Source organism: Gemmatimonadaceae bacterium (assembly GCA_035633115.1).
GTDB lineage: Bacteria > Gemmatimonadota > Gemmatimonadetes > Gemmatimonadales > Gemmatimonadaceae > UBA4720.
The window spans coordinates 97,105-121,561 of record DASQFN010000103.1; the positions used below are offsets into that span (position 1 = coordinate 97,105).

General features: G+C 60.9%; 23 protein-coding genes and 1 tRNA gene. 13 read left to right on the forward strand and 11 right to left on the reverse strand.

What is annotated here, in order from left to right; genetic code table 11:
• Positions 1-13: 13 nt before the first annotated feature.
• The 3 genes from VES88_13475 to VES88_13485 all read left to right on the forward strand — a co-directional run bounded on the left by VES88_13475 (position 14) and on the right by VES88_13485 (position 1,386).
• A complete protein-coding gene (locus VES88_13475; protein ID HYN82508.1) occupies positions 14-394 on the forward strand; it encodes a hypothetical protein in 381 nt (126 codons plus the stop codon).
• A 110-nt stretch (positions 395-504) separates the two neighbouring features.
• Positions 505-1,041: an outer membrane beta-barrel protein gene (locus tag VES88_13480; GenBank protein HYN82509.1), complete on the forward strand. Its 537-nt coding sequence runs from the start codon at positions 505-507 to the stop codon at positions 1,039-1,041.
• A 271-nt stretch (positions 1,042-1,312) separates the two neighbouring features.
• Positions 1,313-1,386 (forward strand) — tRNA-Ile (locus VES88_13485).
• A 110-nt stretch (positions 1,387-1,496) separates the two neighbouring features.
• Here VES88_13485 and VES88_13490 read toward each other — a convergent pair.
• The 3 genes from VES88_13490 to VES88_13500 form a co-directional block, all read right to left on the reverse strand.
• On the reverse strand, positions 1,497-4,835 hold the full coding sequence (locus VES88_13490; protein ID HYN82510.1) for a S41 family peptidase: 3,339 nt from the start codon (positions 4,833-4,835) through the stop codon (positions 1,497-1,499).
• 233 nt (positions 4,836-5,068) lie between these two features.
• Complete coding sequence (locus VES88_13495; protein ID HYN82511.1) at positions 5,069-5,356, reverse strand: hypothetical protein; 288 nt, start codon at positions 5,354-5,356, stop codon at positions 5,069-5,071.
• A gap of 146 nt (positions 5,357-5,502) precedes the next feature.
• On the reverse strand, positions 5,503-5,811 hold the full coding sequence (locus tag VES88_13500) for a type II toxin-antitoxin system prevent-host-death family antitoxin (GenBank protein HYN82512.1): 309 nt from the start codon (positions 5,809-5,811) through the stop codon (positions 5,503-5,505).
• 62 nt (positions 5,812-5,873) lie between these two features.
• On the opposite strand from VES88_13500, the gene VES88_13505 reads away from it, so the two are divergent.
• Together VES88_13505 and VES88_13510 are read left to right on the forward strand one after the other, a co-directional pair.
• A complete protein-coding gene (locus VES88_13505; GenBank protein HYN82513.1) occupies positions 5,874-6,113 on the forward strand; it encodes an amino acid permease in 240 nt (79 codons plus the stop codon).
• The gene (locus tag VES88_13510) at positions 6,110-7,387 is read left to right on the forward strand and encodes an MFS transporter (GenBank protein HYN82514.1); all 1,278 of its coding nucleotides are present in this window, start codon (positions 6,110-6,112) and stop codon (positions 7,385-7,387) included. Before VES88_13505 ends, VES88_13510 begins: the two co-directional genes overlap by 4 nt.
• A gap of 84 nt (positions 7,388-7,471) precedes the next feature.
• Here VES88_13510 and VES88_13515 read toward each other — a convergent pair whose 3' ends face one another.
• The 3 genes from VES88_13515 to VES88_13525 form a co-directional block, all read right to left on the reverse strand.
• The gene (locus tag VES88_13515; protein ID HYN82515.1) at positions 7,472-7,957 is read right to left on the reverse strand and encodes a DUF6691 family protein; all 486 of its coding nucleotides are present in this window, start codon (positions 7,955-7,957) and stop codon (positions 7,472-7,474) included.
• 16 nt (positions 7,958-7,973) lie between these two features.
• Positions 7,974-8,543 (reverse strand): YeeE/YedE thiosulfate transporter family protein, encoded by a 570-nt coding sequence (locus VES88_13520; GenBank protein ID HYN82516.1) that lies wholly within the window; start codon positions 8,541-8,543, stop codon positions 7,974-7,976.
• Positions 8,544-8,672: 129 nt separating this feature from the next.
• Positions 8,673-10,835 carry a protein kinase gene (locus VES88_13525; GenBank protein ID HYN82517.1) on the reverse strand — a complete coding sequence of 721 codons (2,163 nt, stop codon included), beginning with the start codon at positions 10,833-10,835 and terminating at the stop codon, positions 8,673-8,675.
• A gap of 568 nt (positions 10,836-11,403) precedes the next feature.
• Between VES88_13525 and VES88_13530 the strand changes: the two genes are divergently transcribed.
• The 4 genes from VES88_13530 to VES88_13545 all read left to right on the forward strand — a co-directional run bounded on the left by VES88_13530 (position 11,404) and on the right by VES88_13545 (position 15,342).
• A complete protein-coding gene (locus VES88_13530) occupies positions 11,404-12,126 on the forward strand; it encodes an ASPIC/UnbV domain-containing protein (GenBank protein HYN82518.1) in 723 nt (240 codons plus the stop codon).
• A 181-nt stretch (positions 12,127-12,307) separates the two neighbouring features.
• Positions 12,308-12,466: a hypothetical protein gene (locus VES88_13535; protein ID HYN82519.1), complete on the forward strand. Its 159-nt coding sequence runs from the start codon at positions 12,308-12,310 to the stop codon at positions 12,464-12,466.
• Between the two features lie 167 nt (positions 12,467-12,633).
• Positions 12,634-13,053 carry a hypothetical protein gene (locus tag VES88_13540; GenBank protein HYN82520.1) on the forward strand — a complete coding sequence of 140 codons (420 nt, stop codon included), beginning with the start codon at positions 12,634-12,636 and terminating at the stop codon, positions 13,051-13,053.
• Between the two features lie 21 nt (positions 13,054-13,074).
• On the forward strand, positions 13,075-15,342 hold the full coding sequence (locus VES88_13545) for a serine/threonine-protein kinase (GenBank protein HYN82521.1): 2,268 nt from the start codon (positions 13,075-13,077) through the stop codon (positions 15,340-15,342).
• Between the two features lie 106 nt (positions 15,343-15,448).
• Here the strand turns inward: VES88_13545 and VES88_13550 are convergent, their stop codons facing one another.
• The gene (locus VES88_13550) at positions 15,449-16,285 is read right to left on the reverse strand and encodes a serine/threonine-protein kinase (protein ID HYN82522.1); all 837 of its coding nucleotides are present in this window, start codon (positions 16,283-16,285) and stop codon (positions 15,449-15,451) included.
• Positions 16,286-16,385: 100 nt separating this feature from the next.
• Complete coding sequence (locus VES88_13555) at positions 16,386-17,648, reverse strand: dicarboxylate/amino acid:cation symporter (GenBank protein ID HYN82523.1); 1,263 nt, start codon at positions 17,646-17,648, stop codon at positions 16,386-16,388.
• A gap of 142 nt (positions 17,649-17,790) precedes the next feature.
• On the opposite strand from VES88_13555, the gene VES88_13560 reads away from it, so the two are divergent.
• Positions 17,791-19,014, forward strand: a complete 1,224-nt coding sequence (locus VES88_13560; GenBank protein ID HYN82524.1) for an MFS transporter — start codon at positions 17,791-17,793, stop codon at positions 19,012-19,014.
• 143 nt (positions 19,015-19,157) lie between these two features.
• On the opposite strand, the gene VES88_13565 is transcribed toward VES88_13560, so the two are convergent.
• Positions 19,158-19,589, reverse strand: coding sequence for a hypothetical protein (locus VES88_13565; protein HYN82525.1), 432 nt, complete (start codon positions 19,587-19,589; stop codon positions 19,158-19,160).
• Between the two features lie 154 nt (positions 19,590-19,743).
• Here VES88_13565 and VES88_13570 point away from each other — a divergent pair, with 154 nt between their 5' ends.
• The 3 genes from VES88_13570 (at position 19,744) to VES88_13580 (ending at position 23,446) form a co-directional block, all read left to right on the forward strand.
• A complete protein-coding gene (locus VES88_13570) occupies positions 19,744-20,154 on the forward strand; it encodes a hypothetical protein (GenBank protein ID HYN82526.1) in 411 nt (136 codons plus the stop codon).
• 60 nt (positions 20,155-20,214) lie between these two features.
• Positions 20,215-20,592, forward strand: coding sequence for a hypothetical protein (locus VES88_13575; protein ID HYN82527.1), 378 nt, complete (start codon positions 20,215-20,217; stop codon positions 20,590-20,592).
• A 67-nt stretch (positions 20,593-20,659) separates the two neighbouring features.
• A complete protein-coding gene (locus VES88_13580) occupies positions 20,660-23,446 on the forward strand; it encodes a UPF0182 family protein (protein HYN82528.1) in 2,787 nt (928 codons plus the stop codon).
• Here the strand turns inward: VES88_13580 and VES88_13585 are convergent.
• Positions 23,427-23,573: a hypothetical protein gene (locus tag VES88_13585; protein HYN82529.1), complete on the reverse strand. Its 147-nt coding sequence runs from the start codon at positions 23,571-23,573 to the stop codon at positions 23,427-23,429. The genes VES88_13580 and VES88_13585 overlap by 20 nt on opposite strands.
• A gap of 40 nt (positions 23,574-23,613) precedes the next feature.
• Entirely contained in the window at positions 23,614-24,396 is a 783-nt protein-coding gene (locus tag VES88_13590) for a glycerophosphodiester phosphodiesterase family protein (GenBank protein ID HYN82530.1), read from the reverse strand.
• Positions 24,397-24,457 lie beyond the last annotated feature (61 nt).

Sequence of the window (24,457 nt, forward strand, 5' to 3'; positions counted from 1 at the left end):
GGACACTGATTTTATGTTGGACACGTTCGAGTCGCCGCTGGATGGATTTGCGGAGCGGGACGCCGGCGACGCGAGGAGGGGGGACGCGAACAACGATGGTTACGCGGCAGCGAGTCCGACGGGGAGCGACGATCCTGAAGATGAGATCGTGGAAGACGATCTCGATGACGACGATGACGACGACCTTGAAGACGATCTAGAGGACGATCCTGACGACGACGACGACAGCGACGACCTGGAAGACGACGAAGACGAGCTGGACGACGACGATGACGAGGACGATCTCGATGACGATCTGGACGACGACCTCGTTGATCTCGACGACGAGTACGACACCGACGATACGGACCGCCATCATCGAGGACCCGGGCACAACAAATACGAAGACTATTGACGGCGCGCTCAGCAAGTTGATTGTCCCGCTCCGCTGATGCATTCTTGTGCTGGCAATTCACCGCCACGGGAGGGTCTCTTTCCGTGGCGGTCTCACATTCAACGATTCCGATGAAACTTTCGATAGCGGCAGCGACTGCCCTTCTCGTGATGGCTCTTCCATTTGCCGCTTCAGCACAGGTGGACGACGGATACTCGTGGGGATTGACGGCGGGCGCGGCAATTCCGGTTTCGTATCTGCAGGATGATCACAGCACCGGCGTGAACGCCGGAATAACGTTCGCGTTCGGCGGCGTAGGCTCGCCCTTCGGCCTGCGTGTGGACGGGATGCTGAATCGATTTGGTGCGAAGAGCGGGACGGAGGCAGGGAACGCCAGAATCACGGCCGCGACCGCGAATCTCGTGTACAGCCCGTTCAGCGGAGGGTCCGACCGGTTCTACGTCACTGCTGGAGTGGGAGCGTACGGCATCAGGCCGGACGTGCCCGGGCAGGGGAGCAAGAGCGATTTCGGGACGAACGGCGGAATCGGGCTATGGATCCCCGGCGTGAGCGGGTTTATCGAGGCGCGGTACCATCATTTCTTCCGCGCACTGCCCGAGAAGCGGCCGGCCGTATTCATCCCCATAACCTTTGGGGTGCTTTTCTAGGGACAACAATGAGCCGGACAAGAGAAAATCACGGGTGCGAGGCGACGAGGAGCCGAGCTTACGAGGTCGCAGGCGAGGTTTGAGTTATCTCGCGCCTGACCTGCGACCCCTGACCTCGGCTCCTCTCACGTGGCACCTGCGTTTCTCTCCGTTGAATTTCAAAACGATGGAACCACGACCTGATCCACGAATTACAAGGTTGTTGCGTTGACTCGTTTTTCCGCGTCCGGTAACTTTAAAGCCCCCCTCGATTTTCTCTTGCTCACGCAAGGGGCCATTAGCTCAGGTGGTTAGAGCGCACGCCTGATAAGCGTGAGGTCCGAGGTTCAACTCCTCGATGGCCCATTAACCAACCATCTATCCCGTCTGCACTTACGTGTCGGCGGGATTTCTCCTTCCGCGCAAGGTGTCGATTCGAGGTGTCGGCCGGTACCCGCTACCGCTAACCGGATTTTTCAACCCCCGATCCTCGGCCTCACCTTATCCGCCGGCCGGGGCGGAAGCGTGTGACGCTTCGTCCCCATCTGCCGCATCACTTCCTGCACCGCACGCTCGAGCTGCGGATCCTTTCCCGCCAGCACCGACGCCGCATCGTTCTCCACCTCGATGTCGGGATCGACACCATGCCCCTCGATTATCCACTGACCATCCACACTCGCCAGCGCCGATGTCGGCACGTTGATGTTCCCCCCATCGATCAGCGGCACGCCCCCGCTGATTCCAACCACGCCACCCCACGAGCGTTTTCCAATCAGCGGACCGAGCTTCGCCTGCCGGAACATCGCAGGAAAAATGTCGCCGTCCGAGCTGGAGTACTCATCGAGGATCGCTGCCATCGGGCCGACGAACACATTGTCAGGGTAGGTCTGCGGCAGCTGGTTGTTGCGCGAGAAATTCACGCCGAGGAGCTCGCGACGCAGTCGCTCGATCAACATGCGTGAGACGTTGCCGCCACCATTCGCGCGGACATCCACGACGAGTCCTTCCTTGTTGATCTGCGGATAGTACCACTTGATGAATTCCCGAAGTCCACTCGCTCCCATGTCCGGGACGTGGATGTACGCGACCTTCCCACCACTGAGCTGCGCGACACGTTTCTGGTTGGCGAGCACCATGTTCAGGTAGCCAAGGTCGCCCTCGCTCGTGATGGGGCGATACGTCACCTGGCGCGATGAGTTTCCCTGCGGTGATGAGCTGAGCATGAGCGTCACCGGGCGATCGGCCTTTCCGCGCAGAAGACGATACGGATCGTCGCTGCCGCGGAGATCTTCACCGTCGACTGCGAGCACGTAGTCGCCGACTTTCGCGTCCACGCCAATCTCTGTGAGCGGCGAACGATAATTCGGCTCCTCATTCTCGCCGGCAAATATTTTCGAGATGCGATAGCGTCCGGTCGCGGAATCGAGCTTGAACTCCGCACCCGCGAGAGCGACTTGCGTGCGTGGCGGAACACCCCAGTCACCGCCGGCGATGTACGTGTGCTGAACCGACAGCTCCGAGATCATCTCCTGAATCACGTAGTTGAGATCGGCGCGATGCGCGACGTACTGCACGAGCGGCTTGTACTGATCGTGCAGCGCCTGCCAGTCGTAGCCGTGCATGTTCTGCACGTAGAAATAGTCGCGGTATCTCCGCCACACCTCGTCGAAGATCTGCGCCCACTCCTCCTTCGGAACACGGTCCACAACGAGGCCGTCGGTTTCAACTGCCTTCTTCGTGCCCGAGGAATTTGCGGCGACGTCGTACACCGCGTAGCCGCCGGCGCTGACCATCACCTTCTTCCTGTCCGCCGAGAAAGCGTAGTTCGGCGCGTTGTCGAGAACCACCTGATTCTTCCGGTCCTTGAGAGTGAACATGTTGATGGTCGGCTTCCGCTCACCGGTCCTTCCGTAGTAACCGGCGGGTTGCACGACGTAGATGATCTGACCGTTTGCGACATAAAGGTCCCTGATGTTGTCGGCCTCGATCGGAACACGCACCACTCGGCCCTCGATTCCGTCGAAGTCGATGCGCATCTGTACAGCCGCGGGCTTCACGGCGTCTTTGCCATCTTTCGCGGAGTCCGTCTTCGACGTCGCCGGTGGAGTAGCGGGCTTCGGTGCTGCGGCCTTCGTCGTGTCGACGGTGACTTCGTCGCTCTCCATCGGAAACGGGTGCTTCACATCTTTGCGCAAAGCAACCGCAAAGATGCCCGTGGTGCGCGCAGTCGCGTAGTTGAATTCCACCTGCGAGAGCTGCGGCTGGTAGTCGCGGTCGCTCAGGTAGTAAAGAAACTTTCCATCCGGATCCCACGCGGGCTGATACTCGTTGAAGACTGGCCCGGTGACGCGGCCTACCTTGCCATCGCTCGCGGTCCAGACGTACACGGACTGACTGACCTTGTCGGAATCGGTCATGCTCCACGCGAGGTTGTTTCCCGAGGCCGACCACGTGTAATCTCCCGCGCCGCCCTGCATGTCCTTCGCGACCTCGATGAGATTCCTGTCGGCGACTCGCAGCACGTACAAGCGCCCGCCTTTTTCCCTGAACGCAATGTGCGACCCGTCTGCCGACCATCGCGGGCTGAAACGCTGTGCTTTTCCGCCCTTCGTCAGCTGAACCGGCTTCGACTGTCCGTCCTGCGCAACGATGTAAATCTCTTCTTCGCCGCTCATGTCGGAGATGAACGCGATCCGCGCTCCGTCGGGCGACCAGGCCGGAGCACGATCGTGTGCACCCGATGAATGCGTGAGATTGCGCGTGTAACCGCGCTCGATGGGGGCGGTGAAGATGTCGCCGCGCGCCGCGAAAAGTGCGCGCTCTCCCTTGGGACTCAGGCTGAAACTCTCCACCTGACCAGCCGCCGAGACGCGCGATGGCCTGGTGCTCACTCCGTCGTCGGTGACCGTTACGTGAATGGGTGTGGACTGACCAGTCCTAGTGTCCAGTATCGACAGCTCACCAGCCATTTCGTAGATAATCTTTCCGCTTGCAGCATCGCCGCTCGGCCAACGCACATCCCATGTGGTGCTGTGAGTCAGCTGAGTCGTCGCGCCCGACGCGACATCATACGCGTAAAGATTGAACGTCCCATCCTTGTCCGAGTTGTAGTAGATCTTGCCGCCAATCCACATCGCGTCACGCTCGGCCCGCGGACCCTTGGTGATTGTCCTCGCGGAATTCTTTGCGAAATCGAAGATCGCTAGGTAATTCGCCATGCCGCCGCTGTAGCGCTTCTCGGGTCGGAAATCGCGGAAGACCTTGGAGTAGACCATCTGCTTTCCGTCGGGCGAGTACGCGCCGGAGCCTGCCAGCGGCATCGGAAGCGGAATGGCCGAGCCGCCGCTGGGGCTCACGGTGTAAAGCCGGGTCTGGGCGAGGCTCCAGGAGCCGCGCGATCCACGAAAAAGAATGCGCGAGCCGCCGTTGGTCCATCCGTAGACCTGATTGTCATATCCCCAACGCTCGGCCCGTGGTGCGCCGGAGGGATAATACGTGAGCTGCTTCGGTGACCCGCCGCCCGATGGAACGACGTACACCTGCTCGTCTCCGTCGTACTGGCCGGTGAACGCAATCCAGTTTCCGTCGGGCGAGAATTTGGCGAAGAGCTCGAGGCCCGGGTGAGTCGTCAGCCGAGCTGCAGCGCCGCCCGACGTGGAGGCGGTCCAGAGATCACCGCCGTAGGTGAAGACGATCCGGTCGCCGTGAATTCCAGGGAAGCGAAGCAGTTTGGTCTGCGCAAACGCGGAGTGGCTGGAGAAAAGAGTGGTCACGCCGGCGGCAAGAAGGGCGATTCGAACGAAGAAAAGGCGCATACGACGGAGGATGTAGGGCGAGTTCGACTGGTGGGAGCCTGACCGAAACTACCTCTGCCCGCCTCCCTGCGTAACCGAATCTGACGCCGTCGTCTCCCGGAATGCTGGCTAGCCCTGCTTGGAGACTATCGGAATCGAGCGCCCAGATCACCGCCCGACGACCCGGAGGCGGTGATTGCCACCTTTGACTCCGAGGCGGCGGGCGTGCAGCGTCTGCCGCAGCGACAAAACCTTTATTTCTTGGAGCTCAGTTGTCGGATTACATGGCGGCCAAGCTCGGCTTCAAGACGCTCTAAAATTTCCGCCTGCTCGTCCTCCCAAATACTCTTTCGGTCGCCGATCATGAGGATCCAGACTTCGGCTGGCGTATCCTGCACATGATACGCAATTCGCACATGGGATGACTTTAGTTTGAAGAGCCCGTGAAGAGGATGTCGCAAGCTCTCACCGTATTCCTTCGGGCTCACCTTGAGTTTCTTCTCAATCGCGCGCTTTGCAACATCGAAAGCAGCGTGGCCCACCGCGCGGAGATCAACTCGCTCTACTGACTCTGCAAATCTGATAACCCACCCAGTCGGAGCTGAAGGCGCTCGCGGCGCCCTTTCAGAGCCCCGCTGATGTTTGCTTCCCTTGCCCGGCTTGCGTCTCCCCATTGCCGACGAGCCGGCTATCGTCCTCGCGCCTGGCGCCTTGGGCGACTAGTCTCTACTCGCGCCCAGAAATCGTCCTCACTGAGAAGTGACTCCTGATTTTGGGAAATGGCATCCATCCGATCACCGGCAATCCTGCCGAGGCGACGATCCTCGATAGCCTCATTGATCATCTCAACGAGCTCGATGCTCACAACGGCGGCCACAGGCTTTCCGTCGCTAAGGACGTATACCGGGCCGTCCCGAGATGCCTGAAGCGTCTCCTTTGTGGAACGCTTCAGCTCGGTAATAGTGGCGATGGAGCAGTCAGCCGGGACTGAAAACATAGGGAAACCCGTGAGTATAGTACTGTTTATGATACTATATAAGGCACCATAAGGCAACAAAAATGATCCAGCCCCAGGCTCACGATCTCCGCCGCGTCATCGGGCTCTTCGGTGGAACGGCGCTCATCGTCGGCATCACAATTGGCAGCGGAATCTTCCGGACACCCCCCACAATCGCCGGGCTCGTCCCAAGTCCGCTCGTCATCATGGGGCTCTGGACGGCCTTCGGTCTGATCAGCATTTGCGGCGCGCTCGCGGTGGCCGAGCTGAGCTCGCTGCTGCCGCAGCCGGGTGGAGTATGACGCGCTTTTCTACAAATTCCGTGGCTTCGGAAGGCGCGCCTCTCCTCGGCCTGCGGGAGAACTGGCGCCAGTTCTGGCTGCTCGTGCTGATCAATGCATTCGTCGGCACGATGGTGGGGCTGGAGCGGACGGTGCTTCCGCTGCTCGCCGAACACGAGTTCGGTCTTGCTTCCCGCAGTGCGGCCCTTTCGTTCATCGCTACCTTCGGTGTCGTCAAGGCTCTCACCAATCTCGTTGCTGGGCGGATTGGCGATGCGTGGGGTCGCAAAAACGTTCTGCTACTCGGCTGGGTGTTCGCGATCCCGGTGCCGTTCATGATCATGTTGGCGCCTTCGTGGGGATGGGTTGTTGCAGCGAACATCCTGCTTGGGATCAACCAGGGCTTGGCATGGTCGACCACGGTAATCATGAAGATCGATCTCGTCGGACCGCGACAACGGGGTCTCGCGACAGGCTTGAACGAGTTTGCCGGTTACGTCGCGGTCGCTGTCGCAGCGCTTCTTTCCGGAGCGATCGCCAGTCGCTACGGCTTGCGCCCTGAACCGTTCTACCTCGGTGTCGGGGCAACGGTCGCCGGCCTGACGCTGACTCTCCTTTTTGTAAAGGACACCGGAGCGCACGTAAGGGAGGAAGTTCGTCTCCTGGAGAACTCCCCGCGAACGGCCGCGGGCGCTGGCATTCGGCAATCGCCGCGACAGGTTTTTGCGATGGCAACCTGGCGTGATCCGGCGCTTGCTACTGCAAGTCACGCCGGACTGGTAAACAATCTGAATGACGGGGTAGTGTGGGGCCTGTTCCCGCTATTCTTTGCGGCTGCGGGACTGTCGCTTCGCGAAATCGGGTTTCTGGCGTTCATTTATCCGGTTACATGGGGAGTTTGCCAACTCTGGACTGGAGTCGTCTCGGATCGCTGGGGTCGCAAAACGCTTATCGTTTCTGGAATGGTATTGCAGGGAGCAGCATTGATCGCTGTTGCGTTCACAAATCGACTTTTCGCCTGGACCATAGCGTCGGCCTGCCTTGGCCTGGGGACAGCAATGGTGTATCCGACGCTCCTCGCCGTCATCGGGGATGTCGCCCATCCTGCTTCGCGGGGTAGTGCAGTTGGCGCATACCGCTTCTGGCGAGATGCGGGCTATGCGATAGGGGCTATCTTCGCTGGAATTCTGGCGGATAAATGGGGGATCGAACCCGCCATCGCATGGGTTGGCGCTCTGACTGTGGCAACCGGGATTCTCGTAGCTGTGAGGCTGCCTGAAACACGCCCCGGATGAGGGCAACAAGCGAACGACGCCTTGCTACTCTCGCTGCCTGCGTTTGAAGAAGATATCGGGCCGAGCGGTCCATCGTGCACCGCTTCAATGCGGGAGTGTTGGACGCAGATTCCCATATAACCACGCCCCGACAATCGCGCTCGCCAACGCCACGGTCATGACAGTCACACCGTTTCCAATGAGCGCAAACAGCGGCCCCGGACAAGCGCCAACGAGGGCCCAACCGACGCCGAAGATCGTTCCCCCCGCCCAATATCGGATGCCGCGTCCCAGCTCTTTCGGCGGCACGGTAATCGGCTGACCATCCAGTGTTCGCGCACCAAAATGTCGCATTAGCCGAAGGGAAACCGCTGCGGTCAGCAGAGCCGATCCTATGATGCCATACATGTGGAACGACTGAAACCGGAACATCTCCTGAATGCGAAACCAGGAGATGACCTCACCCTTTGAGATTACGATCCCGAAACCCGTACCAATCAGGATGTAGAGAAGCATGCGACCGAACCCAGCGCGCGCGAAAGCGGCGGCATGATCGCTGACTCCTTTTTGCTGGGCCGCTTGCTGATTCATGATGGCGGACACCTCCTCAGCCCCCCGCGAAGAGGTACGGGAAAACGACCCAGGTCGTGATCAGTCCACCGACAAAGAATGCCGCGACCGCAATGAGAGATGCCTTCTGGAAATCAGCCAACCCGCTGATTGCGTGTCCGGAAGTGCATCCACCCGCCCAGGCCGAGCCGAAACCGACAAATAGCCCGCCGATCACGATGCACACGAAGCCAGGAACGCTCTTCAGGCTTTCCCATGAGAACAACTCGACGGGAACGAGGCCCGCGAAGCTGTGAATGCCGAGGTCCGTCAGATCGCTCCGTGTGGCGAAGGAAAGTCCGGTCGGTGCATCGCTGCCGAGCCACTGTGCCGAAATGACCCCGCCAACGACAATGCCGGCAGCGAAGGCGAGGTTCCATCCCCCCATGTTTCGCCAATCGTAACGAAAGAACTCTGTTTGCCGAGGCGCCAAAGCCGCGCAGATGTGCCGGAGATTGCTACCGACTCCAAACTGGCGGTTTCCGATGAACAGGAGGACCGGCACCATCAGCCCAATGAGGGGGCCGGCGACATACCATGGCCACGGCCGAGAGAGAAGGTCATCCAATGTTCGTTTCCCCGAGGTGTGGACGTCGAGAATATGCTGCAAGAATGCAGCGCTCGCCGTTACCGTTCCCCGCCTGTCGTTGGGCGAAGCGGCGTAGCTCTGCCACTGCTCGGATCACATGTCCGAGCCTTACATCGCCTTCAGTATCGCCTCGTATCTCGGTGTCCCGCGAAGAGGCGCCAGATCAGGGTCCGTCTCGATCCATTCGCGCTGTCCGAAGCCGCGGTCGACGGCGCGCTCCAGCGTCTCGATCGCCCGCTCTTTCTCGTTCAGCGACGCATAGACGCACGCGACGTTGTAGAGCAGCGCTGAATCATCGGGGTCCACCGACAGCGCGCGGTTTGCCATGTCGAGCGAACGCTCGCGCTCACCAAGGCGGGCAAGGGAAACACCGCCCAGGATCAGTGCCCGCGTATCGTCAGGATTCAGCTCCATGCGCTCACCGAGAATCTGCACTCCGCGCCGGTACCAGCTCTCCGCATTTGCGGTGTCGCCCAGCGAGTCGTATGCCTGTGCCAGAAGCACCGGAGCCTGGTAATCCTCGGGGCGAAGAGTCGACGCCCGCTCGAACAGCTTGAGTGAATCCTCTGCTCGACCTTGTGCCAGCCGCGCGCGCCCGTAGAAGTACGGCGCTTCATAGAGCTTTGGATCGAGACGCATCGCGGTCTCGAATTCCTGCGCCGCTTCGTCCCACCGCTTGCTGAGCGAGACAGCAAGTCCACGGGCAGCGTGCGATTCAGCGAGCTCCGGATCGAGCTCGAGCGCTTTGAGACTCGCCGAGTCCGCCTGTTTGAGGTTGAACTCCCGAGCGTCGAAATACATGTAGAGAATGGAGCACGAATCGGCGACACCCGCGTGCGCAATCGCGTAATCAGGATCGATCTGAATCGCGCGATTGAACATCTGCTTTGCAAACTCCAGGTTTTTCCGGCTGAGCTGGTGAAAGTACTGGCGGCCGCGCAGATAGAAATCGTAGGCCTGCACATTGGCGACACGGCCTTTTCCAATCGCCTTCTTCTCGCCCTCGGTCAGGATCACTCTGAGCGCGGTGACGATTGCCTGAGAGATGTCATCCTGGATCGCGAACACGTCCTCCATCTCGCGATCGTATCTCTCGGTCCACAGCTGATAGCCGTCGGCGACGTTCACGAGCTGAGCGGTTATTCTCAGCCGGTTTCCAATCCTGCGCACGCTCCCGTCCAGGACGGTCGAGACGTGCAGCTTGCGTCCCACCTCGGCGACGTCCTCGTTCTTTCCCTTGAGCGGGAATGACTGCATTCGCGAGGCCACGCGAAGCGACTGGATTTTCGACAGCGCGTTGATGATCTCCTCGGCCATCCCGTCGGCGAAATACTCGTTGTCGGGATCGTTGCTCATGTTGATGAACGGAAGCACCGCAACGGATTTCGCCGCCGAGCCGGACTGCTGAGGAAGCGTCTCGGTATCGGTTGGCGTCGAAACGCTACCGGAGATAAGTGCCTGCCCGAACATTGCGACGCTCTTGTAGCGGGCTGCAGTGTCCGTCGACATCGCCTTGGTGAGTGCGCGCTCGACGTTCTCGGGGATGTTCGGACGAATGGCTCGCACCGACTTTGGCGACTCGGTGAACCTTTTCGACATAACTGCCTGTGGCGACGGTCCCGTGAACGGCCGCTCGCCGCTCAGCATCTCGTATAGCACGCACGCAAGCGAATACTGGTCGCTCCTGCCATCGAGATCCTGCGCCCCCGCCGCCTGCTCCGGGCTCACGTAAGCTGGAGTGCCGATCATCATTCCGGTCTGCGTGAGCGTGTCGCTCCCGGCTGCGCTCAGCGCTTTCGCGATGCCGAAATCCATGACCATTGCCTCGCTTTCGTACAGCATCACGTTCTCGGGCTTTATGTCGCGATGGATGATCCCTTGCCGATGGGCGTAATCGAGTGCCGAAGCGATGGCGTTCGCGTGATGCACGGCCTCGTCGACCGGGAGTTGCTTCTGCCGATCGAGGCGCTCGCGCAGGGATTCTCCTTCTACGTAAGGCATCACATAGTAGAGAAATCCGTCGGCCTCTCCCGAGTCATACAACGGGAGGATGTGCGGATGATTCAGGCGCGCGGCGAGCTTGATCTCGCGAAGGAAGCGTTCCGGGCCGAGTGAGCTGGCAAGCTCCGGGTGCAGAACCTTGAGGGCGACAGTCCGATCGTGCTTGGAATCCTGCGCCAAGTAGACCGTCGCCATGCCGCCTCGACCGAGCTCGCGGTCGACGGTGTACAGCCCGTTCAGGGCATTCTTCAATCGGTCGATTGGGAGCACAGACGAAATGGGTAGGCCACGGAGGAAAGGGGAGGTCAACATGGTCGGCCTACCTCGCCCGGTCAAGTTACCCGGATTCTTGTTGGTACCTGTCTGCTCGAGCCATCGAAAGTCGCGCAACCGCTACTGGTTGGTGGCTTTTTGCCCTCGAACTGTGGCTGAAGGTGACTGCCCGTCGTAACGATAAATGCTACATGCGCGCAACAACTGATGCGGGTCACTTTGTCGACAAATGAGCTCCTGACTGACGCTTCGCAGTCCGCCGAGCTCCCGCGCAACTAGAAGGAGATAATCATGCGCACGCCTCTCAACACCCTCGTGCTCGGCCTGTTGGCAGAGCTTACTCTCGTCGGATGTGCCAAGAAAGATGAGCCGACTCCAACCGCCCAGGTTTCTGAATCGTCTTCCGCGACGGCCGTTCCGACGCAGACGTCCCCTCCGCTCGCAACCGGCGAACCCGCTTCTGCGATGGTCATCGGATTCGACGTTAACAAAGTGCCTGTCGTTACTCCCCAACTCGGCCAATTCCCGTACTTCAGGTTTCGACGAGGTATCCGACTCGGTCGGCGTGGAAACGTATTGGCCGTGGGGGCCCAGTGTCGACGATTTCAACGCCGACAGGTGGAACGACATTTTCGTCGCCGCGGGCATGAACTTCCCGTATCGATACGGAATCAACTCCGTGCTGCTGAACGAGGGCGGGCGGCGTTTTTTGCCGAGTGAATTCGTGGTCGGCGTGGAGCCGCGGCCAAAAGGTGCGACGCAAAAGGTCTGGTTCACGCTCCATTGCAGCGGGGCTGACGCATTCAATTCCATGTGCCGAGCCTGTTCGCAGCAAGGTGCGACTACCGCCGGGTGTCAGCTCGATTCCGGAGGTCGTCTTACAATGATGGGCGCTCTCGGGACGCGATCGGCGGTCGCACTCGATCTCGACGCTGATGGGGATCTCGACATCGTCACCAACGAGTTCAACGCCAATCCGCAGGTGCTCGTCGCCGACCTCGCGCAACGACATGGGATCAGCTTCCTCAAAGTCCGCCTTCGCGGTACGCGATCGAACCGGGATGGGCTCGGCTCCGAGGTTACCGTCGTGCTACCCGACGGGCGTCGCATTCTGAAGCTCCTCGACGGAAAGTCGGGCTACCTCTCTCAGAGCAACTTGCCGCTCTACTTCGGCCTCGCGGACGCTGACCATGCTGCGGGGATCGAAGTCCGGTGGCTTGCGGGTCGACGCCAGACGGTGGCCGGCCCCATCAAGGCGGGGCAGACGATCGAGGTCGTCGAGCCCTAAAGGCCATCCCGCTCCTGTCCGCCCTGGTACGCACGCTGGGTTGCGCACTCCGCCTTGCAGATTTGCGTGGTACCGAGACGGATTCCTCGAGTTCTGTCTAAACGGCAGTTGCCTGATTACACCACAGTCGGCTGCTGTTGCCGGGATTTGCGCCCGTGCTGCATTTCTACTCGTTGACATAGTGATGGATACCACCGGCTGGCGGGTGGGTGCGCCCAACGCGCCGAAGCGGGCGACGATGCTCGTTGTAACCTTCGTGAGCGCCACGTCAGCGGCTCTCGCCGCAGGGGCTGTGATTCGGAGGGGAGTTCTTGCCAACAAGGCACAACGGTTGCCGTAACGTACCGCGACTGTATTGAACGAACACGCAGCCGCGAGGACGTCGAGGACGGGTCTGCTGACCCACGACCTTTCTCGCCCTCGCAGTCAACGAGCACCGACGTCCTCCTATTGCGCGCTGGGCAAGGGGATCGCACTCTTGTGCAACCCCCAACTCAGGAGTCAGACATGCGGCGCAGCTCGATCTTTGCCCTCCTCGCTGTCTCCGTAGTTGCGGCCTGTCAGCAGCAGGAAGAGCTAACACCCTCGCGTGGGCGAGTATTGATTCGGCTGCTGTGCCTCCCAACCAGTGGCCTTGAGTTCAAGCTGCTTCCGTGGCGCGTGGTAGCCGCGGAAGACTCATCGTTCACCTGGGAAATGTTGCCTGGCGGCAATGTCGATCAGGCCGTGATCGGTCCTGGCAAAACCACGTTTCCGTTCCAGGAGAGATCCTTCATCGTCACGCCGGCTACTCCGGCCCGCGCCAAGCCGGCGCCGGGAACGCTCCGCGGAACTTACAAGTATACGGTCACCGCAGTCTGCTCTCGTGACGGAGGCAAGGTTCAAGACACCGCGGTAATCGACCCCGACATGTTCGTCCCATGGTAGCCTGACCAGGAATGTACAGGCGTGTCACCGCCTGACGAAGCCCTCGTTAACACGCCGGAATTCATCGGCCCGTACAGAGTCATCAGGGTCCTTGGTGAAGGCGGAATGGGAACGGTCTATGAGGCGGAGGAGACCGGCACATTCCGACGAAGCGTCGCGGTCAAGGTCGTGCGCTCAGGCTTCGGATCGCGTGAGGTAAGAGCGCGATTCGAGGCCGAGCGCCAGGCGCTGGCGCTCATGGATCATCCGGGAATTGCGACAGTTTTCCAGGCCGGCGAGACGTCGCACGGCGATCCTTTTTTCGCGATGGAGTTGGTGAAGGGGCTTCCCATCGACGATTTCTGCGATTCCCGTCGCCTTTCGACGAAGGAGCGCCTGAAGCTGTTCGTTGCCGTATGCGAGGCCGTTCAGCATGCGCATCAGAAAGGAGTTATCCACCGCGACATCAAACCATCGAACATCCTCGTCACCGAGCAGAACGGAATGCCCCAGCCGAAGATCATCGATTTCGGTATCGCCAAGGCGCTGGGGCTGAAGCTCACAGAAAAGACGATGTCCACCCTTGCGGGAACTCCCATTGGCACGGCCGCCTACATGAGCCCGGAACAGGCCGAATCATCCGGAATAGACGTCGATACGCGAACCGACATCTACTCCCTTGGTGTGATCCTTTACCTCCTGCTCGTCGGCCGTCTTCCCGTCGAGCCGAAGGCGGATCGAATGCCCGCGTTCATTTTCCATCTTGCGTCGGGTGACGCGAACACTCCCCGGCCAAGCGCGCGCTTCAACGCACTCGCAGAATACCAGGAAGCAATCGCATCGGCGAGGCGGACGACGCCGGAGCATCTGGAGCGCGACCTCTCGGGAGATCTCGACTGGATCACCATGAAAGCGCTCGAGCCGCAGCGCGCACGCCGCTACGAGACAGCCGCAGCTTTTGCGACAGATGTCGAGCGGTTCCTGTCGCATGAGCCGGTTGTCGCCCGGCCGCCAAGCACAGGTTATCGGCTGAGAAAATTCGTGCGGAGGAATCGAGCTGGAGTAGCAGCCGCGAGTGTCGCTGCGGCAGCGCTGACCGTGAGTGCTGTCCTCGCCACCGCCGGAATGGTAAGAGCCGTGCGCGCGGAGCGTGTCGCCGCTCAGGAGGCTGCCACGGCTGAGAAGGTAAGCGATTTTCTGGTTGAACTCTTTCGCTTCGACATGATCCCCGGGTTGATCAGACCTGACGGTAATCTAGTCACTGCTCGCGACCTGCTCGACCGCGGCGCGACAAGGTCGCTCGCCGATCTTGAGCAGCAGCCGCAACTGCAGGGCAGGATGATGCACACGATTGGAACTGCTTATACGGCGCTCGGTCTCTACGCAGAAGCGTTGCCGCCGCTCCAGCGCGCATTGACCGCGAAGGAGCGATCCGCTGGGCCCAATGACTCCTCGGTCGCCGAAACGGAGCTGGCAATTGGCGAGGCGCTGGCGGGCCACGGTGACGTCAAACCGGCCGAACAGCATTTCCAGCGTGCGATTTCGATCAGCAACCAAAGATTGGGCCCGAACGATCCACTCGTCGCGCGCGGTCTCGCGGGGCTTGCTCGACTACGGTTACGCGCGGGCAAGCACGCCGAGGCGGAATCGCTGTACAAGCGCGCCATTGCGATTGACGAGCAGAAACTCGAAGCCGACGCTCCGATCCTAGCGCGCCATCTCCTGGCTCTGGGCGTCGTCTATTGGGCTCAGAGACGGTACGCGGACGCAGAGCCGCTCTTTAGCCGAAGCCTGGCGATGGATGAGCGCCGACTCGGGCCGGATCATCCTGATCTTGCGCCGGCGCTCAACAATCTCGGCGGTGTCTACTGGTCGCTCGGCCGCTATCAGGACGCGCTTCCGCTCTACGAGCGGGCGAGGAAAGCGTTAGAGCGCACATGGGACTCGATGCATCCGAACATTGCGTTCATCCTCAACAACCTGGGGGAGACTTACTGGAAGCTCGGTCGATACAAGGAAGCGGAACCCTTGTTCCGGCGTGCGCTGACGATCAAAGAGGCCCGCCTACCCCCCGGAGATCCGAGCGCGGCCGTCACTCTCAACGGGCTTGCCGGAATGCTCCGCGATCAAGGGCGCTACAAGGAAGCAGAGCCTGTGTACCAGAGAGCGCTCAGGATTCGGCGTCAGGCATTGCCTCCGGGCAATGCGGACATCGCTGAAACTGTCAACGATTACGCTGCCTTGCTGCGCGCAATGGGCCGCGGAAAAGCCGCCGACACGCTTCTCGCTGAGTACAAGCTGGCCCGATAAGCAGCGGCTACGCCAACGACCGCTTGACAGCCACGGGCACCCGCGAAACTGATCGGCTCCGCGACAGCACCGCTTTGTTCACCGAGGAGATCGGCTGTTGTTGGTACTAGCACGCCTCGAGCGCTTTCCCGAACGCCGCGGCGCTCGGCCACCGATCCTCCGGAGTCCTTGCCAGCGCGCGCTGCACGGCATCTTCAACGTCTTCCGGAACACCATCCCTCACCGATCTCAGCGGCGGTGGCGAAGCGGCGAATCGCCGCGAGATTATCACCTGCGACGTCTGTCCAACGAACGGCGGAATCCCTGCGATCATCTCGTACACCACGCAGCCGAACGAGTAGATGTCGCTCCGCGCGTCGAGACTGCGATCACCCAGCGCTTGCTCGGGACTCATATATGCCGGCGTTCCGACTCCAACCCCCGTGAATGTCAGACGGTCGACGGCTGATTCGATTATCGCCCGCGCAATCCCGAAATCGAGGACGTACGCCCCTTCCGCCGCCATGAGAATATTGTCGGGCTTGATGTCGCGGTGGACGATGCCGCGCGAATGAGCATACTCAGTCGGCGCGATCACCTCGCAGGTGATGCGGATGGCGTCCGCGAGCGGAAGCTGTTTCTCTCGGTGGAGCACGTTCTTGAGAGAGTCGCCCTCGACGTAGGTCATCGCATAATACGGCAGATCGCCGATCGCGCCTGACCCGACGACTTTCGGAATCCTCGGATGATCGAGCCGGGAGACGAATGCAATCTCGCGCAGGAACCGTTTGACGATGATTGCATTCACCAGCTCCTTGCGCAGGACCTTCACCGCAGTCCGGCTGTCGTCGCGCGTGTCCCGGCAGAGATAGACAGTCGCCATACCGCCGCGCCCGATCACGTGGTCGACGACATAATGCTCGCCGATCGAAGCCAGTAATTCGCTATCCGCGTCGTGCGTCACGCGAGTCTGGTCAAGCGGGATCTCCGACAACGGGTGCCGCGGACCTGCCGGCAATTTCGCCGGCCCGCCGTGTCATGAGAGACGTACATACTATGGCTGTTCACGCCGCGGCGGCAATTGTCATTTCCGGACTTTCCCGCCGCGCGACGATGGTCGCTACAGCGAGATCCGCCGTCACATTGGCCACGGTCCGAGCCGCGTCGGGAAAAACGTCGAGCGCAATCAGAATCCCGATGGCTTCGACCGGAAGTCCCACGCCCGGAAATACCGAAGCGAGCACGATCAGGCCTCCGCTCGGAATACCGGGCGCGCTGAAGCTGAGAATCACGCCCAGCGCCGCGAGTGTCACTATCTGCTCCACCGAGAGCTGAACCCCGTAGAGATGCGCGACAAACAGGGCTCCGACAACGTAGGTGGGCGGGGTCGTCACCTTGAACGTGGCAACTGCCAGGGGGAGCACAAAGCCGCTCACCGCCGGTGGCAGCCCGAGTCCGCGTTCCGCGCTGTCGATGAGCGCAGGGAGTGACGCCAGCGATGATCGTGTGCTCACTGCGACGGCCTGCGGCGCAGACGCAGCTCTCGCGAATTCAGTCACCGACACGCGCCCAAAAATCGCGGCGACAGGGTAGAGCAGCACCAGCACCAGAATGAATACCGAGCAGACCACAACGACATAGAATGCCATCGCGCCGGCGGCGATCGCGCCAAGTCGCGACGCCAGCGCCAGCGCAAGCACAAAGACGCCGATGGGTGCAAGAGAGATGATCCATCTGACGATGATGAGCATCGCGTCACTCACCGCTCTGAAAAAATGAACGACGGGCGCGCGTGTATCGCTTGCGATCCGCGTGAGCGCAATGGAGAAGAGCAACGAGAAAATCACCAGCGGCAGCATGGCGCCGTCTGCCGCCGCTTTGACGGGATTCGTGGGAATCACATCCACGAGCCATTGTCCGAATGTCGGCAGCTGACGGGTGCTCAATGTCCCCGCAGTCCCAGCGGCCGATTCGGCAGCGCGCAGCGACGCGCTGGACGAGGGATCGATCTGAAGCAGCGTGAATATCGGAGGGACGATGATCACCGCGAGTGTCGCCGTCATGAGAAGCAGCAGTACGAAGCACGTCAGTGTTCGCGCGCCCATGCGTCCGATCGTGCTCATGTCGGAGACTGACGCGACGCCCACGATCAGCAGGGAAACCACGAGCGGAACTACCGTCATGCGTATTGCGTTGACCCACAATGTTCCGAGCGGCTCCAGGAACGAAACCAGCGAGAAGAGCCTCTGATCGCCCGAAGCGGCTACGGCCATGCCGCCGATCAGGCCGAGCGCGAGCGCGATGACAACGCGTTTAGTCAGCGACATTCGGTTCCCGTGACGATGTGGTATCTCGTGGCGCCCGACGATCAGGCCCGAACTTGCCTGCGAACGTCCGGTGTAACAAGGCGATCACGTCCGTGCCTTTGCGACCAGAGGGTGAAGGATCGATCTTACCCGCGTGAAAACAATGCTTTTGCGGCTGAACGTATGGCGAAGCCTGCGCGGGCTTCCACGAGATCTATGGATCCTCTCAGCCGCCACGCTGATCAATCGACTCGGAATGATGGCGATTCCGTTTCTCGTGCTCTACCTGACGCGTGAGCTTGGCTGGAGCGCTCCGATGGCGGGACTCGCGCTCGGCGTCTATGGGGCGGGGTCGATAATCGCGGCTCCAATCTCGGGGCGACTGTGCGACCGGATCGGCGGACTGCCGATCATCCGCGCGTCGCTCATCGGTGCGGGAATCATTCTGGTAATGATTCCGTTTGCCGAGTCGTTTCCGGTGGTGATTGCGCTTGTTCTCGCGTGGTCGCTTGTCAGCGAAGGGGGACGACCCGCCACACTGGCGCTCGTTGCCGACCTCGTCCCCAACGAGCAGCGCAAGCCGGCGTTCGCGCTCATTCGCCTCGCGATCAACCTCGGAATGAGCGTAGGGCCCGCGGCGGGCGGATTCATTGCCGCATATTCCTTCCGCTCGATCTTTCTCGTCAATGCGGTCGCATCGCTCGCTGCCGGCGCGTTCCTCGTGGCTGTGCCGATGAAAAGCGCGGCTCACATCCGGCATCTCGACGCCGGCTCAAACGATGCGCGCTCTGGCGCTGCACGCACGTCAGTGCTCGGAGATCGGCGCCTGCTGGTTTTCCTCTTCGCAACGTTCCTGGCGAGCGCTGTTTTCTTCCAACACGAGGGAGCGCTTCCTCTGTTCCTAGTGCAGGATCTCCATTTGTCGACGGCATTCTACGGTATGCTTTTCACGATCAACACGCTGATGATCGTGTTCCTCGAGGTACCGCTGAACGCGGCGACAGCGCACTGGCCACACCGCTGGGCGCTTGCAGCCGGCTCGCTCCTCTTCGCTATGGGCTCCGGCTTGTTTGGATTAGCGGCTGGGCCGCAAATGATCGTGCTCGGCATCGTTGTGTGGACTTTCGGCGAGATGATGCTTTTCCCCCAGGCCTCGGCATATGTTGCCGACATTGCGCCGCCACACCGCCGCGGCTCGTACATGGGCGCGTACTCGCTCGCCTTCAGTATCGCCTTTGCCGTCGCGCCCTGGGCGGGGACGACGGTGTTCGCTCATTTCGGGGCGACGATTCTGTGGGCGTCGGTTTTTCTCGTTGGAGTCGCGGCCACGGTGATAATGCTGCAGGTCACGAGCGAGGAGCCGGCAGAAGCAGCAGCGGCCGCGTGACCGCCGGACTGCGGTATGGCACTGCGGGCTGCGGTACTACGCTGCGGACTGCGGACTAAACGACGGACTGCGGAATATAAGAAAGCGAGCCGGAAAACCTCCGGCTCGCCTTGCACCAGTCTTTCGGCACTGCGTCAGCTGAATTACCTCGTACCGCACTTCAGCGTTACGCGGTTGGCATCGCCCGGCATGTAGATGGCAAGCGCCGACGTCTTTGTATCTGCCGTGTTTCCACCCACCGCCGCGCCGATCACCTTCGTGGTCGCCTTCGACTCGGTGAAGTCATTGACGATAACTCCGTTCGCGCCGTTCTCGGCCGCCTTCTTCTTGATCTGGGCCGTGATCTGGCCGTCGGTTGTCCATACCGAGTTGCCTTCGGCGTTTATCCATGTGAGCTCGTGATAATCGTATGGGACTTCTGCGCGGCTCTTATAGACGTTGATCGCCTCGTCACATGTCGGGGCGCGGCTCATGCTCGGATTCACGTCTGTCGTCGTTGTGCGCACACCACACGCCGACGCCGTCAACGCGGCGATAACGAGCGGCAGCACCCATTTGCTGTTGTTTCTTGTCATGGTTTCTTCCTCCTTGCTGAGTCAATGTCCCCAGAGCGTGGGGAGAACAACACCTTATTTTGCAAGTAAGGGGCCGGGACCAGCATCTCGTTAACATTAGACAATGCAGCTCGAATAGCGGGTTTAAGACTTTGACGGAGGCCGTGACAGCCGCATGAAACACCGGTTTGGCGTAACGCCGCTCCTGCTGCTGCTCGTTGGCGCATCGGCGACCTGCGGGGGCTCGCTCACCGGGCCGGTAAGTCCGGGAGACTGGGGAGGGGAGCACATCGGCCTGGTTGTCGCACAAAATGGGGCCACGGTCGAGTATGACTGCGCGAGCGGTACGATCGACCAGCCGCTAATGGCCGCGAAAGGACGGTTTACGGCTGTTGGAACCCACACACGCGGGCATGGTGGTCCCGTCAGGGAGGATGAGATTCCGGACAAGCACCCCGCCCGCTACGACGGCCGAATCGACGGAGCGACCATGGTTCTCGAGGTGACGCTGATCGACAGCGGCGAGAAGCTCGGCCGTTACACCCTCGTTCGTGGTCGATCTCCTCGCGTATTCAAATGCCTGTAACAGGTGTGAAACGGATAGCCGGTCTGCTGAAGGCGAGGCACCAGCGTTAGTTTTACGGTCGTGCGGCCAACATTTCTTGCGCTTGTCGCAGCGGTAATTGCCGCGGCCGGATGTGGCCGGGAACCGACCGATCCGTCGCGCACAGACTTCGCGGGCGTGTGGCAGTCGTTCGATCGCGATCTCTACATCTACAATATCCGCATGGTGATCATCGAGCCGCAGCCCGGCATCGTAGTGGGACAGTGGACCGCTGACGGAAGGACGGACAACCTCTGCACGCCGGGAATCCCGTGTCGGGATTCCAGCATCATTCACGGGCGCAACGAAGTGTCCCAGGTAGTGCTCGGGCTTCTCGGTGCCGGCACGTTGTGGGCGAGCGACCGAAAAGCGATCTGCTCAAGGGAATCATTCGCTCGCAAAACCAGAACTTTCACGTGACGTTCACGCGATGACGCCGCGATGCTTCGCGGTGATCGCGCAACCCAGATAACCCGGAAGACCCTATATGGCGGTGTCGCGGCGGTTTGCGGTGGTGAGCGTGGTAACGCTCATGTTCGTTGTTCTCACAATCGTGCCGACCTTCGTCGGTTTCGTGACGGATCTGTTCTGGTTCCGCGAGATCGGCTACGAGACAGTCTTCTTCACGGAGCTGACGACCAAGGTCACACTGTTTCTCGTCGCCGGCCTGGTGACCTACGCGTTCCTCGCGCTCAATGCGCGTCTTGCGCGCAGCGGCCCGGCGCGCGTGCCGGTTCTCTGGCGAATGAGTCCCGAGCTTCCGCCTGTGGACGTCGCTGCGTCGCTCTCGAAGATCGCAACTCCTCTCGTTCTGGTGCTGTCGTTTCTCTTTGCTCTTGGCGCAGCGGGAAGCTGGATGGATGTGCTGAGGTACATGAACCGACTGCCCTTTGGCGTCACGGACCCCGTTTTCTCCCGAGACGTCGGATTCTACGTTTTCGTCCTGCCGGTCCTTGCTACGCTGCTCGGGAGTCTGAGAAGTCTGGTAATCCTCGCCTTGTTCGGCGTCGTCGTGCTCTATGTACTCCGCGGGCGAATCTCCCTTCCGCCGCAGAGGATCACGCTTTCGTCACCAGCAGACGGTCACGTCGCTGCCCTCCTCGTCGGGTACCTCCTTCTGACCGCGCTCCAGATCTGGCTCGTTCGAATTCCGGAGCTGCTCTATTCCAACACCGGGCCGCTCGTCGGTGCGAGTTACACGGATCTCCACGCGAAGCTGCCGGCGCTTCACGCTGTCGCGGGAACCGCGATCATCGCCATCGGCCTCGTCATCTACGGAATGCTTCGCGGCAGAATCGTCTGGTTCACACTCGTTGGCGCGGCCGCGTATGTAATCGTGTCGATTCTCGCGGGCGGCATTTACCCTTACTTCATTCAGCGATTCGTCGTCGCGCCAACAGAGCTCACACGCGAGCTGCCGCAGCTGCGCAATCACATCAATGCCACCCGCCAGGCATGGGGCCTCGCGAATGTCGAGACACGCGACCTCACGGGCGACGCCGGCCTGAGCCTCGACGATATCCGCGCGAACGCGGCGACTATCCAGAACGTACGGCTCTGGGATCGCGCTCCACTGCTTCAGACATTCGGGCAGCTCCAGGAAATTCGCACATACTACGATTTCGTCTCGGTAGACGATGACAGGTACGTCATCGACGGTCGCTACCGGCAGGTGCTCTTGTCGCCCCGCGAGCTCAACGCGGCTTCACTCCCGAAGCGCACGTTCATCAACCAGCACCTGACCTTCACGCATGGGCTTGGGCTGACGCTTGGTCCTGTAAACGAAGTGACTGCCGAAGGTCTTCCGGTGCTCTACATCAAGAACCTTCCCCCGGTGTCGACTGTCTCGCTGAAAGTGACCAGGCCGCAGCTCTATTTCGGCGAGCTCACTGACGAGCATGTGTTCGTCAACACTGCACAACCGGAGTTCGATTACCCGTCGGGGAATGAGGACGTCTACACGAGGTACAAGGGTACCGGCGGCGTTCGCGTCGGCGGATTCATAAAACGCTCACTTCTCGCGATGCGCTTCGGGGCGCTCAACATCCTGTTCTCCGGAGACATCACGAGCGAGAGCCGCGTCCTCTACAACCGGCAGATCGAGGGAAGGGTCAGGGAGGCGCTACCGTTCATAAGGTTCGACTCCGATCCGTATCTCGTGATCGATACGAAGGGTGAGCTGTACTGGATCGTGGATGGATTCACGTCCAGCAGTCGCTATCCCTATTCGCAGCGGCTTGACGATGGCACGAGCTATATGCGCAACAGCATCAAGGTGACCGTCGATGCGTACAACGGGACGGTCACGGCATATGTAGCCGATCCTTCTGATCCGCTGATTCGAACATACGGAAGAATCTTCCCCGGAATCCTGAAGCCGCTGTCGGCGATGCCTACGGACATTCGTGCTCACATTCGCTATCCGCGCGATCTCTTCCGCGTCCAGACCGAGCTGTATGCAACCTACCACATGGACGAGGCGAAGACGTTCTACAATCGCGAGGACCAGTGGCAGATCCCCGCCACTCCGGGCCAGAAGGAGGACGACGACCGATTCATGCGTCACCTCGTGATGCGTCTCCCTGACGAGAAGCAGGCCGAGTACATCTACATGGCGCCGTTCACTCCGCGTGGCAAGAACAATCTCGCTGCGTGGATGGTCGCCAGAAACGACGGCGCCAGCTACGGGCATCTCAGAGTCTATCGCTTTCCAAAGCAGAGCCTGGTCTACGGTCCGCTGCAGATCTCCTCGCGCATCAACCAGGACACAGACATCTCCCGCGAGCTCACGCTATGGGACCAGCGCGGGTCGCAGGTCATAAAGGGAGAGCTTCTCGTCATTCCGGTCGAGGAGGCGCTGATCTACGTGCAGCCGATCTATCTTCGCGCGGAAGGCGGACAGATTCCCGAGCTCAAGCGCGTCGTCGTCGCGTTTCAGGACAGGGTAGTGATGTCCGAGACACTGGAGAGTGGGTTGACGCGCTTGTTCGCCGGTCAGGGAGCGCTCGCGACGCGTCCAGGCGCGGCCGCAGTGCAGGCGGTGGCTGATACAGCACGACCGTCAACACTTGCGGGAGCAGCACCGGCGCCGCCCGCAACCGCGGGCACCGCCGCCGGGAGTGCCCCAGCCGTCAGCGCCTCACTCCTGCGGGAGGCGGAGGATCACTATCAGCGCGCGATGTCCGCACAGCGAGCAGGAGACTGGGCGACGTACGGGCAGGAGATTCAGCGCCTTGGCGAGGTGTTGCGGCGGCTCAATGCGGGAGGCCGTTGACGGGCAATCGGATTTTCTGGGAGTTCAGTACAGACGCCGCCATCGGCTCGTAGCATCTGCTGTCCATGAGCGCATCGACGAGCGCGGGGTCGAAGTGCATTCCGCGCTCCTTTATCACCTCTCTCATGGGGGCACTTCGACTTGGGAGCCCTCCTAGCCCTTACAAGTCAGCGGGGCAGGAGGGCCCTCGCCCGGAGCATGGCGGCCGGATCATCACTGATGATCCCCTGTACACCCGCGAGCCAGAGGTCCGTTGCGACTCTGGTGTCATTGACCGTCCAGACGTGAACTACGCAGTCCTGCTCCGGGGCGAGGCGCGCGAACCGGCGGACAGGCAGCGGGATCCCGTTGTAATGCATCGGGACGCACAGCGCCTTGTATGTAAATGGCGTCAGTGCACGCATGAGAATAATCTCTCGCATGAGGCGCATCACATCCGATCGCGAAGCCCCGATCGGTATCGCTGAATCCGTGAACGGCCTGAGCGCGGCGGCCTCCATGCTGTCCACCAGCACTCGTTGCTCAGCGTGACGACTCTCGATCACTCGCCGTGTTTCCTCGCCGGCGTTTACAGTCTTGATCTCTATCAGCGTAGGCGTAGCCGGAAAGGCTTCGAGCACTTCCTCGAGTGAGGGAATGCGGTGGCCGAGCCCGCGATACGGATAAGTCCTGCCGTTGTCCGGCGTGAAGCGCGCCCCGGCGTCGAGCTTTCGGAGCTCGTCGAATATCAGGCGCTCGACATCGCCGACGCCATCCGTGGTGCGTCGAACATGGGGATCGTGGAACACCACCGCGACTCCGTCAGCCGACAGGTGCACGTCGAGCTCGATCGCGTCTGCGCCCGTGGCCACGGCCTGAGCAAACGACTCAATTGTGTTCTCAGGGGCGTACGCACGATTGCCCCGATGTCCGATGACGGGCCGGCAGCTGACGTCGATCAAAACGTTCATGCGACGCGTGTGCGAGGTGGGCCTCCGAATGCAAACGGAGCGGTACGCAGGGCGCACCGCT